Source organism: Neobacillus rhizosphaerae, assembly GCF_937468385.1.
Taxonomy (GTDB): Bacteria; Bacillota; Bacilli; order Bacillales; family Cytobacillaceae; genus Neobacillus; species Neobacillus rhizosphaerae.
Genome location: NZ_CALBWS010000030.1, coordinates 1 through 15,037, shown reverse-complemented (window position 1 = coordinate 15,037; position 15,037 = coordinate 1). Strand labels below are relative to the sequence as shown.

Sequence of the window (15,037 nt, the reverse complement as noted above, 5' to 3'; positions counted from 1 at the left end):
GCTCATGCACCTCCTCCCATTTCTATTATAGAAATCCCTTTTTATTGCAGTTGAAAACGTTACTGCCCGGGGACGAGGTGCAGGCTTTTTTTGTATGTAAAAGAAAATGAGCTGAGGACAGGTTAGCTGAGAGGAGGAATATGACTATGAAAGAATCAATTGTATCCCTCAAGGGAGTTTCTTTTCAATACGATACACAAGAACGCTACGCCTTAAACAATGTTACGTTTGACATTTATGATGGTGAATGGCTAGCAATCGTTGGCCACAATGGGTCCGGTAAATCTACCATGGCAAAGCTGCTAATTGGCTTGCAATTTCCTCAAGCAGGAGAGATTACAGTTTGTGGGATGCCGCTAAATGAAGAGTCAATTTGGGACATTCGCACAAAACTAGGGATGGTATTTCAAAACCCTGACAATCAATTTGTTGGTACAACGGTACAGGATGATGTGGCTTTTGGTCTAGAAAATAATGGGATACCCCGGGATGAAATGGTCCAAAGAGTCGAAGATTCATTAAGAAAAGTGAAAATGGATAAGTTTCTATATCAAGAGCCCCACCATCTATCGGGTGGACAGAAGCAGCGGGTCGCGATTGCTGGTGTGTTAGCGTTAAGACCATCTATCATTATTTTAGATGAAGCAACATCGATGCTCGATCCAAGAGGACGTGAGGAGGTATTAGAGACGGTTAGACTTTTAAAAGAAGAAAAATCTTTAACCGTAATCTCAATCACCCACGATCTGGAAGAGGCAGCAAAAGCGGACCGAATCATTGTGATGAACAAAGGTGAAGTTTTTCGTGAAGGAACCCCGGAAGAGATTTTTTCAATGGATGAGCAATTGATTCAACTAGGGTTGGATATTCCTTTCTCGGTGAAAATGAGTAAAGCATTCCGTCAAAAAGGGATTGACTTTTCCAAGCATTATTTATCGGAAGAAGAGTTGGTGACAGAGTTATGGACATCTCGCTTCAGCATATAGAATATCGGTATCAAGCAAATACTCCTTTTGAACAATTAGCGATAGAGGATGTATCGATTGAAATCCCTTCTGGGACTTACATGGCGATCATTGGCCATACCGGTTCCGGAAAGTCGACGGTTTTACAGCATTTAAACGCGCTTTTGCAGCCTACAAAAGGGACTGTGAAAATTGGTGACCATGAAATTAAGGCTCAGCAGAAAAATAAGAACTTAAAACAAGTAAGGCAAAAGGTAGGAATTGTGTTTCAATTCCCTGAACATCAGTTATTTGAAGAAACCGTTGAAAAAGATATTATCTTTGGTCCTATGAATTTTGGAATATCGGAAGCTGAAGCAAAGAAAAGGGCTCGCATAGCTTTGAAACAGGTAGGGCTTGCTGAAGATATTTTAGAAAAATCACCGTTTGATCTCTCTGGAGGGCAAATGAGACGTGTTGCAATTGCCGGAGTATTGGCGATGGAGCCTGATGTAATTGTCCTGGACGAGCCAACCGCGGGTTTAGATCCGCGCGGCCGCAAAGAAATTATGGATATGTTTTACACACTCCATAAGGATAGAAAGCTATCGACGATATTAGTTACCCACAGCATGGAGGATGCGGCTAGTTACGCTGACCAAATTGTGATTATGCAACATGGGAAAGTGGTCAATCAGGGGACACCGGAAGAAATTTTCTCTTCACCTGTGGAATTGGTGCAAATGGGGCTGGATGTCCCGGAAGTGGTCCGCTTCCAGCTTAAGCTTGAGGAAAAAACGGGCGTGAAATTAGATAAAATCTATTTATCAATTGAGGAGTTATCTTCTGCTGTCACAGGCGTTTTAAATCGAGGTGTTCGCTCATGATGGAAAAAATGATTTTCGGCCGCTATGTGCCGGCAGATTCCATTATTCATAAGATGGACCCTCGTTCAAAATTAATGATCATCTTCCTTTTTGTCTGTATTATTTTTCTAGCGAATAACTGGGTTACCTATGCACTTATTGGAATATATACTTTTTTAATGCTCGGAATGTCGAGAATTCCGGTTCGGTTTCTGTATGGAGGCCTTAAACCGGTTCTCTGGCTTGTTCTATTTACATTAGTTCTTCAGTTGTTTTTTACAAAGGAAGGGGCTATTTTGTTCGAATGGGGTCCAGTGAAAATATATGAAGGAGGCGTTAGGATGGGGATTTTTATTTCGTTAAGATTCTTCTTCTTAATCTTAATGACCTCCCTGCTGACGTTAACGACGACTCCCATCGAGATTACAGATGGTCTTGAAACGCTGTTGCATCCTTTAAAAAAGATTCGTTTCCCTGTCCATGAAATGGCACTGATGATGTCGATTTCATTACGATTTATTCCAACGCTGATGCAGGAAACGGATAAAATCATGAAAGCGCAAATTGCCCGTGGAGTCGAATTTGCCAGCGGGCCTTTCAAGGAACGGATTAAGGCGGTAATCCCTTTACTCATCCCCTTGTTCGTTAGTTCCTTTAAACGGGCTGAGGAGCTGGCGATTGCCATGGAGGCAAGAGGATACCGCGGTGGTGAGGGGAGAACGAAATACCGGCAATTAAGCTGGCGAATGGCCGATTCTCTGCAGTTAGTTGTTCTTGTTGTTTTAACCATACTTTTATTTTTATTACGTTCATAATGGAGCGAAACCATGCAAAGGTACAGATGCATCATTTCCTATGATGGCTCGGGATTTTCCGGTTATCAGGTCCAACCGAATAAGCGAACCATACAATTAGAACTAGAAGCTGCGCTAGCAAAAATGCATAAGGGCGATACGATTAAAGTAGTCGGTTCTGGAAGGACGGATGCAGGTGTCCATGCAAAAGGACAGGTAATCCACTTTGATTCGTCGTTACTTATTCTGGAAAATAGATGGGAAGTTGCCTTGAATTCGCTGCTACCAGAAGATATTTCTGTCCTTGAGGTAAAAAAGGTCAGTGAGTCCTTTCACGCTCGCTTTGATGCTGTAGGGAAGGAATATCGCTATGTGCTTCAATTATCATCAAAGAGGGATCCATTTCAGCGAAAATTTGCTTATCAGTATCCTTTTAGATTAAATGTAGAGGCAATGCGAACGGCAAGTAAATATTTTCTCGGGACCCATGATTTTACAAGTTTTTGCTCGGCAAAAACGGAGGTTGTGGATAAGGTCCGAACGATTGAGGCGATTGATTTTTTCATGGAAGGTAACTTACTTACTTTTCGTTTTGTTGGAAATGGTTTTTTGTATAATATGGTTCGCATTCTAGTAGGAACATTGTTAGAGGTCGGATCAGGGCAACGTTCGCCTTCAGAAATGCAGGATGTCTTAGCTAATAGAGACCGCCGTCTTGCTGGGAAAACTGCTCCAGCTCAAGGATTATACCTCTGGGAAGTGTTTTATAATTAGGCTCTATTAAGTGAACAGAACCTTAATTGGTTCATAAAGCCCGAAAAGAGGAAAAAATGCTCTTCATGGTCGATAAGAGGGGTTCATAAAGCCTGAAGAGAGGAAAAAGAACCCTTCACGGTCAATAAGAAAGCTTTTTCAATTGATTTAGTTAATAATTAGTGATTATTTCTTAAAACAACCCGACCTGGTGTAACATTCCCTTGACATATGGACTTGAAGAATTTATTATATTATATGTGTGTGTTTTTAATCCCACGATAAAGCCCCGGAAAGTCTTCATCGTGATTGAAAATATATGAATAGAAAACTTAAGCGCACAAGGGCATTTAACGTTCATTCCCGGAACAGAATCGAATCGCTGATTGCTTAATAATAGTGCGAAAAAATAATCTTTAATGGATTTAATTAGGAGGGAAACTCATGCGTACAACGTTTATGGCAAATGCCAACAATATCGAGCGTAAATGGTACGTGATTGATGCTGAGGGCAAAACTCTTGGTCGTCTTGCTTCTGAAGTAGCATCAATCTTACGTGGTAAAAACAAACCTACTTTTACACCACATGTTGATACTGGTGATAATGTAATCATTCTTAACGCTTCTAAAGTAGAACTAACTGGTAAGAAATTAACTGACAAGATTTACTACCGTCACACTATGCACCCAGGTGGTTTAAAAACAAGAACTGCTTTGGAAATGCGTACTAACTATGCTGAGAAAATGATCGAGCTTGCTGTTAAAGGCATGCTTCCAAAGAATTCTCTTGGCCGTCAAATGTTCAAAAAATTACACGTATATGCTGGCAGCGAACATCCGCACCAAGCACAAAAACCTGAAGTTTACGAACTTCGCGGTTAATTAAGAGGGAGGGAAATAACTTGGCACAAGTTCAATATATCGGTACTGGTCGTCGTAAGAGCTCTGTCGCACGCGTGCGCTTAGTTCCAGGCACAGGAAAAATTATAGTTAATGGTCGTGAAATCGAAGAGTATATCCCATTTGAAGCTTTACGTGTTGTTGTAAGACAACCATTAGTAGCTACTGAAACTGTTGGCAGCTATGATGTTCTTGTAAACGTAAGCGGTGGTGGATACACTGGTCAAGCTGGCGCAATTCGCCACGGTATTGCTCGCGCATTACTTCAAGCTGATCCAGAATTCCGTCCAACATTAAAACGCGCAGGATTATTAACTCGTGATGCACGTATGAAAGAACGTAAAAAATACGGTCTTAAAGGCGCTCGTCGTGCACCTCAGTTCTCAAAACGTTAATTTTTGGCGTTCAAAGACCCTCAACCATTTGGTTGGGGGTCTTTTTCTGTGGAAAAGGGGCGGAGCGCCGCAAAAATGAATCACTTTAACCAGTTAAAGTGAAATACCCATTTCACTAGACGAAAGATGTGAAGTCTAGCTCTGCTCTCACCGCCTTTATTAGGTGACTACGGTTTGTTCTCTAAATTATTTTCCATGGTAAGGTTGGGAGTTGAGGCTCATGATAGTTTTTTATGCTTAAAAATCCTTTTGACACAACTTACAGCTCACGGCCTTTGGAACCTGGCAGTTTTTTGCTTTTGTACTTTTATATAAATGTAGAATCCAAGTGATTAATCACTTGGATTCTTTGTTTTTGGCGTCTGAAAGATAAACGATCCTTAATAAATAAAAATCGTTCTTCTCTAACAAAACAGCCATAATAATCTGTTTAGTCTCCTAATTGATTCTTCACCGCATAAAGTGCAGCCTGTGTCCGGTCTGCTAGTTCAAGCTTTGCCAAAAGGTTTGATACATGGGTTTTAACGGTTTTTTCGGTGATGAATAAAGAGGAGGCGATTTCTTTATTACTTTTTCCCTTGGCAATTTCCTTTAAAACATCCAACTCTCTTTTGGTTAATTCCTCGATTAAATTTTTTTCCACTTTGCTTTTATTAGACAAATTGGCCAGTAAATGCGAAGTAGCTCTCGGATGAAGGTGGTTTTCTCCGCTCATGATTTTTTTTATCGATGTGACAAGTTCATCAGGCTGGATATCTTTTAGCTGGAATCCGGATGCACCTGCTTCAAGCGCGGGGATAACATGATCTTGTTCTGAGAAGCTGGTCAACATCATAATTTTAATTTCAGGTTGTTCACTTTTAATAATCCTTGTTGCCTGGATTCCGTCCATTTCAGGCATAACCAAATCCATTAGAATAATATCCGGCTTTAGCAATTTTGCCAGTTCAACGGCTTCCTTCCCATTTGCGGCTTCCCCGATAATATCAAGACCCTTTTGGGTACGAAGAAAAAAGACTAGACCTCTTCTGACGACATGGTGGTCGTCTGCTATTAATACGCGTATATTCACCGAATTCTCCCCCTAGAACGGAATATGGATCTTTATTTCTGTCCCGCTTCCCGGTTTGCTATTTAATTGAAAGGTACCATTTAACGCTTCTGTCCGAGTTTTCATATTTTTTAATCCAAATGAGGGGATTTCAAGATTTTCTTCATAATGGAAGCCACAGCCGACATCCTTGATTGTCATCTCCACTCCATCACTGGCAGCATGAAACAATAAAAGCACCTCTATGGTCTGGGAATGCTTTTTACAATTGGCTAGAGCCTCTTGTCCGATACGCCACAAAGATTCCTCCACCTTTCCCGGAATGCTGGCCACTCCTGTCACATTTGTTTCAATGGACAGGCCAAGCATATCAGCATAACTTCTTAAGGCACTTACCATTCCATTTTCCAGTCCATGCGGTTTCAACTGCCAAATTAATGCTCGCATTTCCCCAAGAGCTTCCTGCGCTAAATCCTGAATATAGCTAAACGTTTGTTTTACTTCATTATTTTGTGTCATTTCCACTCCTGCCCGTGCTGTAAGGCTGAGGGAAAATAAAAGCTGATTAACGGAATCGTGAAGATCCCTCGCAAGCCGGTTCCGCTCAGCTACAAGCGCTGTCTCTTGTTCCAGCTGAGTCAATTTGATTCGTTTTAATGCTGTTCCTATTTGATAGGCAACCGCTTCAAGTAAAGCCAGTTCATTTTTCTGGAAATGCGTTTTGTTTGGCGAACCAACATTTAATATTCCGAACCGTTCCTCTCCAGCTCGGAGCGGGACGGTCGCATGATGGGTCAGGCCACAAGTTTCCCCAGCCTTCTCTTCAAGAGCATCTTCAATCCGTTTGCATTCCATAATATTAGATGCTTTATTCAGTTTTCGATTATTGTATTTATTCACGCACCAGCACTCACCCTGGCACATCCTCCGATTATCGTCATTTGCCAAAGCAGGCGGCAGGGCTTCATGGGCTGCAAGCTGATGGACACCATTTTCTTCGAGTAAAAAAATCCAACCTGTTTGTAATCCAGTTACATGGAGAAGTCTTTTCAAAACTCCAGACAACACGTCCTTTGTGTCTGTCCCTTCATTTAAAAGCTCAGCAATTTCCTTTAAAATGCTGATTTCTTCATATCTAGCCCCTTCAGACATTCCATTCTCCCTCCACCGTCCCGTATCTACTGTCATTATAGCTTATTTTTAATTTTCAGACGCTAAATTTAGGTTGTAAATATGTCTTAGATAAGATGTTAAAAAGCTGTCTCTCTTAAAAATAGAGCAGACAGCTTTGTTTTTTTAGTTTCACGAAACAGGTCTAACCTGCAAAAACTCGATAATTTCTTGATCGGGTCCTTCAAAAAATACGGTCTCCCAGCCATTCTGAAGCTTGTAAGGACCTTCTATTTTTCTAATGTCATCAAACCGGTTCATCACTTCAAGGAGATCGCTTACCTCAAAACAGAAATGTACCGTTTTAGCGATACTTTTTTCCTGTTGATTGGATATCAACTCAAGCCTAAAATCGTTTGAAGCGAGAAACACAATCTCTTCACCCATGAAGAAAAATCGACTTTCTGTCTGAAAACCCAAGTATTTGTAGAAAGCGATCGACTCCTCTAAATTATTTACTTCTATGGCATAATGATGAAACCGCATATCAGTGCCTCCAATCATATAATTAAATTCATATCCCCAAACTCATGCCATAAATAGCAGGCTTCGATTGCTTGATCATATGCTTGAAGTAAATGGTGTTCGGAAACAAAGGCCGACAGCATATCGAGGTGGCTAGCCTTCGGTTCATGAAAACCGGTAATGATTCCATCAGCTATTTTTAAAGGATATTGTTGATCGATATATAGATTCGTCACTCCTGAAAGTGCCCCGTTTCTGGCTGCACTCTCAAGAGCCCTGACCACCGTTGTACCAACCGCAATGACCCTATTGCCGGATGCTTTTGTTTGGAGAATCTTTTCCATTGTACGGTCAGAGATTTGATACTCCTCTTCATTCTCTTCGGGTGACTGTTCCCATTGATCATCAAGCAAATAGCTTAATCCTGTATGCAATTGGAGAAAATCAACCTGGATGTCTTTGTGTTTCAATTTAAATAGCAGCTCCCAGCTAAAGGCTCTGCCAGCCGAGGGCATCTCCACTGAACCAGGATGGCTGGCAAAAACGGTTTGATAGTAATCCAAGTCCCATGGATATCCTATATACTCATAGCGTATCGGCTCACCGAGAGAATAGATGATATTGAATAGATCCGATCCTTTTTTAGTAAATTGAATGATCTTTAGTGGGGAATTTTCCTTTTCGCCGATTACCGTTGCAGACAATTCAGGTGAAAATTGCAAAGTATCGCCTGTTTTTATAGGGTTTGCAACAACCAAGGCATCCCAAGTATCATCGTGACGGAGCCTTGCTAACCGGACTTCCACTTTTGGTGCGATTCGAACGTTGTTTCTTAACCATGTAGCAGGTAAAACCGCAGGTATGGTTCGACTATTATTTAAAATAACCAAATCCCCAGGTTGGAGATAATTTGTTAAGTAGAAGAAGCGGTCATGCCTAATTTCGCCTGTAGTTCGGTCCAGAACCATCATCCTGACATGATCTCTTCTTAAGCCTCGTTTTTCAGGAGGGTGGGAAGCATTCAATTCATTAGGAAGATAAAAATCCAAGGCTTTTGTCGCCATCTTTAGACCCCCTCTGGCTGGGCTTCAAACCGCTGGCCATTAATTCCAGCAGACTTCTGCGATGCTAGGTACAAAAATACGTCAACAACATCCTCCGGCTTTGCCAATGGGTAATCGCAATTGGGAACGGCTAATTGATGCATTTCTGTGTCCATTTCTCCCGGATCGACCATGTTTACCCGGACATTGGTTTGGCTTAATTCATCTGCCCACGTTTGGGTGAGGCCCTCAACGGCAAATTTTGAAATCCCGTATGCCCCCCATCCTGCATAGCCTGTATGACCGGCTTCAGATGTTACATTGATAATAGAGCCTTCATTACGCTCAAGCATCCCCGGAATCACTCTTCTCGTTACGAAAAATGGCGAAATCACATTCACCCGGAGTACCTCAGCAAATTCTTCTTCAGGGTAATCGAGAAGTAAGGGCATTGGACTTGGACCTAAGATAGATGCATTATTAATCAGGACATCAATATGGCCAAATGCGTTCTCTGTCATCGCAACGAACCGTTCAACATCTCTTGACTTGGAAATATCAGCGGTAACCGCGAGCACTTCAGCACCTAAGCTCTCCGCTTCTTCCTTTACCCTTAGCAGGTTTTCCGCAGACCTAGCGCATATCGCCAACCGGGCACCTTCCTTTGCAAATGCCAATGTTAATGCTTTACCCAAACCTTTAGACGCCCCTGTGATCATCACTACTTTGTTATTCATATCAGTTATCTCCCTTTGATTACTTGATGTCATAAGCATACCGATTTCTGACAAATCTTCCCTCAGAAAAAAGCTTGAACTTTATCTACAACTTTTGACTGAAAAAAGGGAACTGAGTAAACAATCTTGAGTTTTCGATAAAAAATTGGCAATTGAAAACTGCTCCCTCTTTGCATTTCTTATGAACGAGGGATAAAGAATAGTTCTAAGAGGTGAAATTGAAGTGACTGTTATTACAACCTTTAAAGAAAAACGTCGCGAAAAACAAATTAAATATGAGCGTTCCGTACTACGGGACTTATCACTAAATACATTGAAGGAAAGAGTACGCCACTACTTTGGCTCCACAAAAATTGCCTCAAGCTTTGTGATGAATACGGGGATAGAGGAAGCGTGCTATGATGTTGCCTTGGAAGCCTTCTTATTAGGGGCAAAATTCAGCAAGTTTGGCTATTATGGAGAAGACCTTGAAGAGGTGCGCTTGCGCTGCTTTAAAGAAGAAAAACACCTGATTGATACACTTTACAACTTTTTGCTCTATTGGGGGAACGGTGAAGAAGGTACTATGAGTGAATCGCTTTATTATTTGTGTGAGCAATATATTCATGTTTGGTGGAGAGAGGGCTATGAAAAAGGCCAAAGGCGCCACAAACTCCGTCTCCATTAATACCCATCATTTCTTCCTGTTCTAAATCCTCTCCTTGTCCCATATATTTTATTGAACAGGTACGAGCGGGAAGGAATGATTGGGGTTGTTAAAGCGCAGAATCAAAATTATCAGCTTTATTGCGGGGTTACTGGTTTTATTTCTGATTTTACAGCATGATTTTTCCGAGAATAATTCATGGAAGTCATGGAATCTTCCGCTATCGGGCAAAATTATTTTGCTTGATGCCGGACATGGCGGCCCTGATGGCGGAGCTGGAACCGGAAAAACGCTGGAAAAGGATATTGCCTTAGAAATTAGCCTTAAAGTCAGGGATTATCTCCAAGAGCAAGGGGCCCTTGTTATAATGACGCGGGAAACAGATAAAGATCTTGCTGATCCTGATACAAGGGGCTATAGCAGAAGAAAAGTTGAGGACCTGAAAAAGAGATTAAAAATGATTAATAGCTCGGATAATGATTTATTTGTCAGTATCCATTTAAATGCGATTCCGTCAGCAAGATGGAGCGGCGCACAAACCTTCTATGCTCCACATCATAAGGAAAATGCCCGAGCAGCGAAATTTATTCAGGAAGAGCTGCGCAAGAACTTGGAGAATACAACGCGAAAAGCGAAGCCGATAAATAATGTTTTTATATTAACGCATGCTAAAAAGCCAGGAATATTGGTAGAGGTTGGCTTCCTTTCTAATCCTACGGAAAAGGAATTGTTAAAAACAGAGCCCTACCAGAAAAAAGTAGCCGCATCGATAAATAATGGAATTATGCGTTATTTTACAAATGAAAAGGAATTAAAAGAAACAGATTAGGAAGGTGGGACCCCCGTCTTCCATTTTTGTTGTTCATGAAGGTTTAATATATATTAATAGGAATAACAGTGTGATTGATTTAACTGCTTCTTTGCTTGTTTATGGTATACTGAGGTATGGTAACGAATTCAAAAGGTGAGGTGTTTTTTATGTTAACAGAAGTGAGAGTCCGTGAAGTTGTTGGCGGCCTTAAAGAACCATTTTTACATAAAACATTAGCTGAATTAAATGCAATCGAGGAAGTTAAGATTAAAGAGGAAAAGAATCATGTCAGTGTAAAGATAGGAATCGCAAGAACGGGAACGAGCGAACAATTACAGCTGCAAACGCAAATTGTTAACCTATTAAAAGAAGAAGGAGCGGCCACAGTGGGCATCCGTTTCAGCGAGCTGCCTGAAGAAATCTTAGCTGCCCACCGACATGCTGAGCCAGAAAATAAAGATAAAAACCTGCTCAATTCCGATAATACAACCTTCATTGCGATTGCGAGCGGAAAAGGTGGAGTTGGAAAATCAACGGTATCTGTTAACCTTGCCGTTGCCCTTGCGCGCCTTGGAAAAAAAGTCGGTCTCATTGATGCCGATATCTATGGTTTCAGTGTTCCAGATATGATGGGAATTACGAAACGGCCAGTTGTTCGCGGAGAAAAGATTATCCCTGTGGAACGATTTGGCGTTCAAGTTATTTCGATGGGCTTCTTTGTTGAAGATAATGCCCCGATTATTTGGCGCGGACCGATGCTTGGTAAAATGTTAAACAGCTTCTTCAATGAAGTAGAGTGGGGAGAAATTGATTATTTACTATTAGATCTACCGCCAGGAACCGGGGATGTTGCTTTAGATGTTCACACCATGCTACCTGCATGTAAGGAAATTATCGTCACCACCCCACATCCAACGGCAGCGTTTGTTGCGGCCCGTGCTGGTGCAATGGCAATTCGTACAGATCATGAGGTGCTTGGTGTTATTGAAAATATGGCTTATTTTGAAAGCAAAATAACAGGCGAGAAAGAATATGTATTTGGCCAAGGCGGCGGAGATAAATTGGCTGAAGAATTAAATTCAGAGGTACTTGGCCGCCTGCCGCTTAACCAGCCAGACTGGAACGACGATGATTTTGCTCCATCTGTGTACCAAGAAGATCATCAAATTGGAAAAATATATTTAGAAATAGCTGAAAAAATGGTAGGCTTGCTAAAAAAATAACTCAAAAACCTCTTCCATACCCCTGGAAGAGGTTTAATTTTAGTTAATGTGACCTATGAACCGCTGCTACTTTGATCGCTGGAACTTTTTCCTTGGTTGCTTTTACTGCTTTCCTTCGTTTTCATATCCTCCGCTGCCTTTAAAAGCAGCTCTTGAATCTTAACCTTAAATAGCGGGCTATCAACCGTTTCTGTAATAACTTTCTGAAGATGCTCGCGGTATTCTTTGCTTTTTAGGGCATCTGCCAGCTCTTTTTGAATTTCAGGTTCTTTAAAAACCTCAATCATCATTCCTCTATATTCTGGGTCATTCATTAGTTCCTTTAATAATTTTTCGTTTTCAGATCTCATATTTTTAGCTACGTTTTGAGTAAATTTTGGGTCATTAAAGGTTTTTTTCCAAAATTCGGTTGCTTTATCTGATGTTAAAGTTTGTTGTATGGTATCGGAGACAACCTTTTGGTCCATAACCAGCTTTTCCTTCATTTTATCATCGGACATTACATCTTGAATTGCTTTTTTCCCATCATCTGTTTTTAGGATATCAACAACCATTTTCTTGGTCTGATCGTAATCTATTTGCCCTCCGCTGCTTGTATCACTGGATGAACAGCTCGTTAAAAACACCATGATGGGCAGGAGGAGCAAAATTCTTTTTACTTTCATTTTCAAGCTCCTTTCACATAAGAATCCTTAATTTTATAATGAAGAAAATCCGCCTAGATTATTCGTAAGTAACGCAAATTATGGATTTTTCAAATATTGCTTGGTACAATCAGTATGGAATTTATTTTTTTTTATGGGGGTTTATAGTGTGACAAGCCGTAATTGGGTAAGACTGTTTATGACCACATTATTAGTTGGCGGGGTCACGGCGGCTATTGTGGGATTTATAGTGCGCTGGAATGAATTTCAGTCCTATTTTACTGAATTTAAAATAATGGATATTTTATCTGCGATCATTTTTCTAATTGGTATGGGGTTTCTCATTAGTGTTATCAGTCAAATGGGCTTTTTTTCCTATTTAACAATTCATCGGTTCGGTTTAGGGATTTTTAAATCTGTTTCCCTTTGGAATTCTATCCAAGTCGTCCTCGTTTTATTTGGATTATTTGATCTAGTTTATTTACGATATGTAAACTTCGCCAAGCCTGGAGATTCTATTCTGCTTTATTTTGTTCCCGCACTTCTTCTTCTTATTGTTGGTTTGATTGTTGCTTGGGTGAAAAGTAAACAAACAAATCGAGAGGCGTTTATTCCCGCTTTTTTCTTTATGATCGTTGTAACGTTAGTGGAATGGGTTCCAGTTCTAAGGATAAATTCACAAAATTGGTTTTATTTGATGATGTTTGCCTTAATGGCCTGTAATGCTTACCAATTATTAATCCTTCATAAACTAAATATGAAATCTGAACAGGAAAGGCAACAGCGTAAAAATCAAACAGGTAGCAAAGTTAAAAATAATAAGAAAATAAACAAAAAACCGTCCGTTTAATCAAATGGTCGGTTTTTTTTGCCTATTTCTATTTAATTTCCTTGGAATGAGCTTCCCCGTTTGCAATCATTTCAGAAACTGATACGAGTTTTAGTCCTTTTTGACGAATATTCTCCAAAATCAGCGGGAGTGCTTTAGCCGTTTGTTTGGCTGAATCTGAGGCATGGAGAAGAATAATATCACCTTTTTGAGCCGTTTTTACATTTTCAACGATTTTATTAATTCCGGGATTTTTCCAATCCTTTGAATCGATACGCCAATGGACAACCGTATACCCATATCTGTGAGCGATATTTAAGGTGCGCTTATCGAAATGCCCAGTTGGTGCACGTAGAAGCTTTATATCCTTTACATTTAACTTTTTAAAGACCTCCTGTGCTTTTGATATATCCTTACTAATTTTTCCATCCTCAATATCCATGTAGTCTACATAGTCGTACCCAAGCATACCAATTTCATATCCCTCTTTCACAATCCGACTGACGATGTCAGGATGTTGTTCGGCCCATGACCCTCCTAAGAAGAAGGTGGCGGACTTAACATTCTCTTTTTTTAGTGTATCTAAAATCGGTTCTGCTTTCACATCCCCCCAGCCAATATTAAAAGTAAGCGCAAGATCCTTTTCACCGCGATAAACTGCTTTTGGACCATCTTTGGTTGAAAAGACGGGTATTTGTGCAAGGTTCTCCATATAGAGAAACCAAGCGGTAAAAAAAGCGGCGATTAAAATAAGAATTACGTTTTTTAAAGCCTTTCCGTTTAATACAAAAAAGAAATTCATCTGGGTTTCACCTCGTCCAATACCATCCTTGTCTCATACCTATGCTTGTATTTTTAGAAATATGAAGAAAAAATTGTATTATAAAATTTCAATAATTGGAAAAGACTACTATAACTAGATATTTCAATGGAGGTTATTCAATGTTTGGACTTCTAATTAATGAAAAAGAAGTAAAAGAAATGGAATACCTTATTAAAAGAGAAATGGATGAAATATTATTTGATTTAAAGGATGAACGGATTGATCATATTATAAAAAGAGCAATGGAGGAGAGATATAAAGTTTTGTTTACATTATTTAGAAGGGTTGCTTCTCCTAGTGAATGTTTAAAATATATGAGAAGAGGCAGAAAGGACAGAAAAAAAGGATAAATAAACGGTAGAATCCTCGTTCAGATATTTTTTGGAATTTCGGTTGACATATATTTATTTTCTTGTTATATTAATAAACGTCGCTGCTGACATTAAAAACACTTGTTAAAAAAGTTGTTGACATGATAAACTGCAGATGATATATTAATAAAGTTGCTTTTGAGCGACAGAGAAGATTGATCTTTGAAAACTAAACAAACAAAAACGTCAACAAACAAAAAATTATTAGTTTCAATTGAAACTAAGCCAACGTAACTTTTATGAGCTAATCAACTTTCTTGGAGAGTTTGATCCTGGCTCAGGACGAACGCTGGCGGCGTGCCTAATACATGCAAGTCGAGCGAATCAATAGGAGCTTGCTCCTGTTGGTTAGCGGCGGACGGGTGAGTAACACGTGGGCAACCTGCCTGTAAGACTGGGATAACTTCGGGAAACCGGAGCTAATACCGGATAATCCTTTCCAACACATGTTGGGAAGCTGAAAGACGGTTTCGGCTGTCACTTACAGATGGGCCCGCGGCGCATTAGCTAGTTGGTGAGGTAACGGCTCACCAAGGCGACGATGCGTAGCCGACCTGAGAGGGTGATCGGCC

The 15,037-nt window shown here is 40.3% G+C and carries 18 protein-coding genes and 1 rRNA gene; 12 read left to right on the top strand and 7 right to left on the bottom strand.

Annotated features, from left to right (window positions below):
- Positions 1–146: 146 nt before the first annotated feature.
- The 6 genes from M5A78_RS19065 (at position 147) to rpsI (ending at position 4,652) form a co-directional block, all read left to right on the top strand.
- Positions 147–986 (top strand): energy-coupling factor ABC transporter ATP-binding protein, encoded by an 840-nt coding sequence (locus M5A78_RS19065; RefSeq protein ID WP_248736874.1) that lies wholly within the window; start codon positions 147–149, stop codon positions 984–986.
- The gene (locus tag M5A78_RS19060; protein ID WP_248736873.1) at positions 962–1,831 is read left to right on the top strand and encodes an energy-coupling factor ABC transporter ATP-binding protein; all 870 of its coding nucleotides are present in this window, start codon (positions 962–964) and stop codon (positions 1,829–1,831) included. The genes M5A78_RS19065 and M5A78_RS19060 overlap by 25 nt, the downstream gene beginning before the upstream one ends.
- On the top strand, positions 1,828–2,625 hold the full coding sequence (locus M5A78_RS19055; RefSeq protein ID WP_248736872.1) for an energy-coupling factor transporter transmembrane component T family protein: 798 nt from the start codon (positions 1,828–1,830) through the stop codon (positions 2,623–2,625). The genes M5A78_RS19060 and M5A78_RS19055 overlap by 4 nt, the downstream gene beginning before the upstream one ends.
- A gap of 12 nt (positions 2,626–2,637) precedes the next feature.
- Positions 2,638–3,378, top strand: a complete 741-nt coding sequence (gene truA / locus M5A78_RS19050; RefSeq protein ID WP_248736871.1) for a tRNA pseudouridine(38-40) synthase TruA — start codon at positions 2,638–2,640, stop codon at positions 3,376–3,378.
- Positions 3,379–3,801: 423 nt separating this feature from the next.
- Positions 3,802–4,239 (top strand): 50S ribosomal protein L13, encoded by a 438-nt coding sequence (gene rplM, locus M5A78_RS19045; RefSeq protein WP_248736870.1) that lies wholly within the window; start codon positions 3,802–3,804, stop codon positions 4,237–4,239.
- Between the two features lie 20 nt (positions 4,240–4,259).
- Positions 4,260–4,652 (top strand): 30S ribosomal protein S9, encoded by a 393-nt coding sequence (gene rpsI / locus M5A78_RS19040; RefSeq protein ID WP_248736869.1) that lies wholly within the window; start codon positions 4,260–4,262, stop codon positions 4,650–4,652.
- Between the two features lie 430 nt (positions 4,653–5,082).
- Here the strand turns inward: rpsI and M5A78_RS19035 are convergent, their stop codons facing one another.
- From M5A78_RS19035 to M5A78_RS19015, 5 genes are all read right to left on the bottom strand, one after another.
- Entirely contained in the window at positions 5,083–5,724 is a 642-nt protein-coding gene (locus tag M5A78_RS19035; RefSeq protein WP_248736868.1) for a response regulator, read from the bottom strand.
- Positions 5,725–5,736: 12 nt separating this feature from the next.
- Positions 5,737–6,855 (bottom strand): GAF domain-containing sensor histidine kinase, encoded by a 1,119-nt coding sequence (locus M5A78_RS19030; RefSeq protein WP_248736867.1) that lies wholly within the window; start codon positions 6,853–6,855, stop codon positions 5,737–5,739.
- Between the two features lie 150 nt (positions 6,856–7,005).
- The gene (locus tag M5A78_RS19025; RefSeq protein ID WP_248736866.1) at positions 7,006–7,359 is read right to left on the bottom strand and encodes a VOC family protein; all 354 of its coding nucleotides are present in this window, start codon (positions 7,357–7,359) and stop codon (positions 7,006–7,008) included.
- A 14-nt stretch (positions 7,360–7,373) separates the two neighbouring features.
- Complete coding sequence (locus M5A78_RS19020) at positions 7,374–8,402, bottom strand: S-adenosylmethionine:tRNA ribosyltransferase-isomerase (RefSeq protein WP_248736865.1); 1,029 nt, start codon at positions 8,400–8,402, stop codon at positions 7,374–7,376.
- 2 nt (positions 8,403–8,404) lie between these two features.
- Positions 8,405–9,118 carry an SDR family NAD(P)-dependent oxidoreductase gene (locus M5A78_RS19015; RefSeq protein ID WP_248736864.1) on the bottom strand — a complete coding sequence of 238 codons (714 nt, stop codon included), beginning with the start codon at positions 9,116–9,118 and terminating at the stop codon, positions 8,405–8,407.
- Between the two features lie 223 nt (positions 9,119–9,341).
- Here M5A78_RS19015 and M5A78_RS19010 point away from each other — a divergent pair, with 223 nt between their 5' ends.
- The 3 genes from M5A78_RS19010 (at position 9,342) to M5A78_RS19000 (ending at position 11,798) form a co-directional block, all read left to right on the top strand.
- Entirely contained in the window at positions 9,342–9,785 is a 444-nt protein-coding gene (locus M5A78_RS19010; protein WP_248736863.1) for a YbaK family protein, read from the top strand.
- A gap of 85 nt (positions 9,786–9,870) precedes the next feature.
- Positions 9,871–10,593 (top strand): N-acetylmuramoyl-L-alanine amidase CwlD, encoded by a 723-nt coding sequence (gene cwlD / locus M5A78_RS19005; RefSeq protein WP_248736862.1) that lies wholly within the window; start codon positions 9,871–9,873, stop codon positions 10,591–10,593.
- A 149-nt stretch (positions 10,594–10,742) separates the two neighbouring features.
- Entirely contained in the window at positions 10,743–11,798 is a 1,056-nt protein-coding gene (locus M5A78_RS19000; protein ID WP_248736861.1) for an Mrp/NBP35 family ATP-binding protein, read from the top strand.
- Between the two features lie 53 nt (positions 11,799–11,851).
- Here M5A78_RS19000 and gerD read toward each other — a convergent pair whose 3' ends face one another.
- A complete protein-coding gene (gene gerD / locus M5A78_RS18995; protein WP_248736860.1) occupies positions 11,852–12,463 on the bottom strand; it encodes a spore germination lipoprotein GerD in 612 nt (203 codons plus the stop codon).
- Between the two features lie 148 nt (positions 12,464–12,611).
- Here gerD and M5A78_RS18990 point away from each other — a divergent pair, with 148 nt between their 5' ends.
- The gene (locus tag M5A78_RS18990; RefSeq protein WP_248736859.1) at positions 12,612–13,292 is read left to right on the top strand and encodes a KinB-signaling pathway activation protein; all 681 of its coding nucleotides are present in this window, start codon (positions 12,612–12,614) and stop codon (positions 13,290–13,292) included.
- Positions 13,293–13,320: 28 nt separating this feature from the next.
- Here M5A78_RS18990 and pdaB read toward each other — a convergent pair whose 3' ends face one another.
- Positions 13,321–14,073: a polysaccharide deacetylase family sporulation protein PdaB gene (pdaB, locus tag M5A78_RS18985; protein ID WP_248736858.1), complete on the bottom strand. Its 753-nt coding sequence runs from the start codon at positions 14,071–14,073 to the stop codon at positions 13,321–13,323.
- Between the two features lie 140 nt (positions 14,074–14,213).
- Here pdaB and M5A78_RS18980 point away from each other — a divergent pair, with 140 nt between their 5' ends.
- Positions 14,214–14,444, top strand: coding sequence for a hypothetical protein (locus M5A78_RS18980; protein ID WP_248736857.1), 231 nt, complete (start codon positions 14,214–14,216; stop codon positions 14,442–14,444).
- A gap of 275 nt (positions 14,445–14,719) precedes the next feature.
- Positions 14,720–15,037 (top strand): 16S ribosomal RNA (locus M5A78_RS18975); the annotation flags it as partial.

What these genes read in the sequence shown, in the direction of transcription:
- M5A78_RS19065 (WP_248736874.1), top strand. Translation starts at nt 147, where the DNA reads ATGAAAGAATCAATTGTATCCCTCAAGGGAGTTTCTTTTCAATACGAT.
- pdaB (WP_248736858.1), bottom strand. Translation starts at nt 14,073, where the DNA reads ATGAATTTCTTTTTTGTATTAAACGGAAAGGCTTTAAAAAACGTAATT.
- M5A78_RS19060 (WP_248736873.1), top strand. Translation starts at nt 962, where the DNA reads ATGGACATCTCGCTTCAGCATATAGAATATCGGTATCAAGCAAATACT.
- M5A78_RS18980 (WP_248736857.1), top strand. Translation starts at nt 14,214, where the DNA reads ATGTTTGGACTTCTAATTAATGAAAAAGAAGTAAAAGAAATGGAATAC.
- rplM (WP_248736870.1), top strand. Translation starts at nt 3,802, where the DNA reads ATGCGTACAACGTTTATGGCAAATGCCAACAATATCGAGCGTAAATGG.
- M5A78_RS19020 (WP_248736865.1), bottom strand. Translation starts at nt 8,402, where the DNA reads ATGGCGACAAAAGCCTTGGATTTTTATCTTCCTAATGAATTGAATGCT.
- M5A78_RS19015 (WP_248736864.1), bottom strand. Translation starts at nt 9,118, where the DNA reads ATGAATAACAAAGTAGTGATGATCACAGGGGCGTCTAAAGGTTTGGGT.
- M5A78_RS19000 (WP_248736861.1), top strand. Translation starts at nt 10,743, where the DNA reads ATGTTAACAGAAGTGAGAGTCCGTGAAGTTGTTGGCGGCCTTAAAGAA.
- M5A78_RS19055 (WP_248736872.1), top strand. Translation starts at nt 1,828, where the DNA reads ATGATGGAAAAAATGATTTTCGGCCGCTATGTGCCGGCAGATTCCATT.
- M5A78_RS19025 (WP_248736866.1), bottom strand. Translation starts at nt 7,359, where the DNA reads ATGCGGTTTCATCATTATGCCATAGAAGTAAATAATTTAGAGGAGTCG.
- gerD (WP_248736860.1), bottom strand. Translation starts at nt 12,463, where the DNA reads ATGAAAGTAAAAAGAATTTTGCTCCTCCTGCCCATCATGGTGTTTTTA.
- truA (WP_248736871.1), top strand. Translation starts at nt 2,638, where the DNA reads ATGCAAAGGTACAGATGCATCATTTCCTATGATGGCTCGGGATTTTCC.
- M5A78_RS19030 (WP_248736867.1), bottom strand. Translation starts at nt 6,855, where the DNA reads ATGTCTGAAGGGGCTAGATATGAAGAAATCAGCATTTTAAAGGAAATT.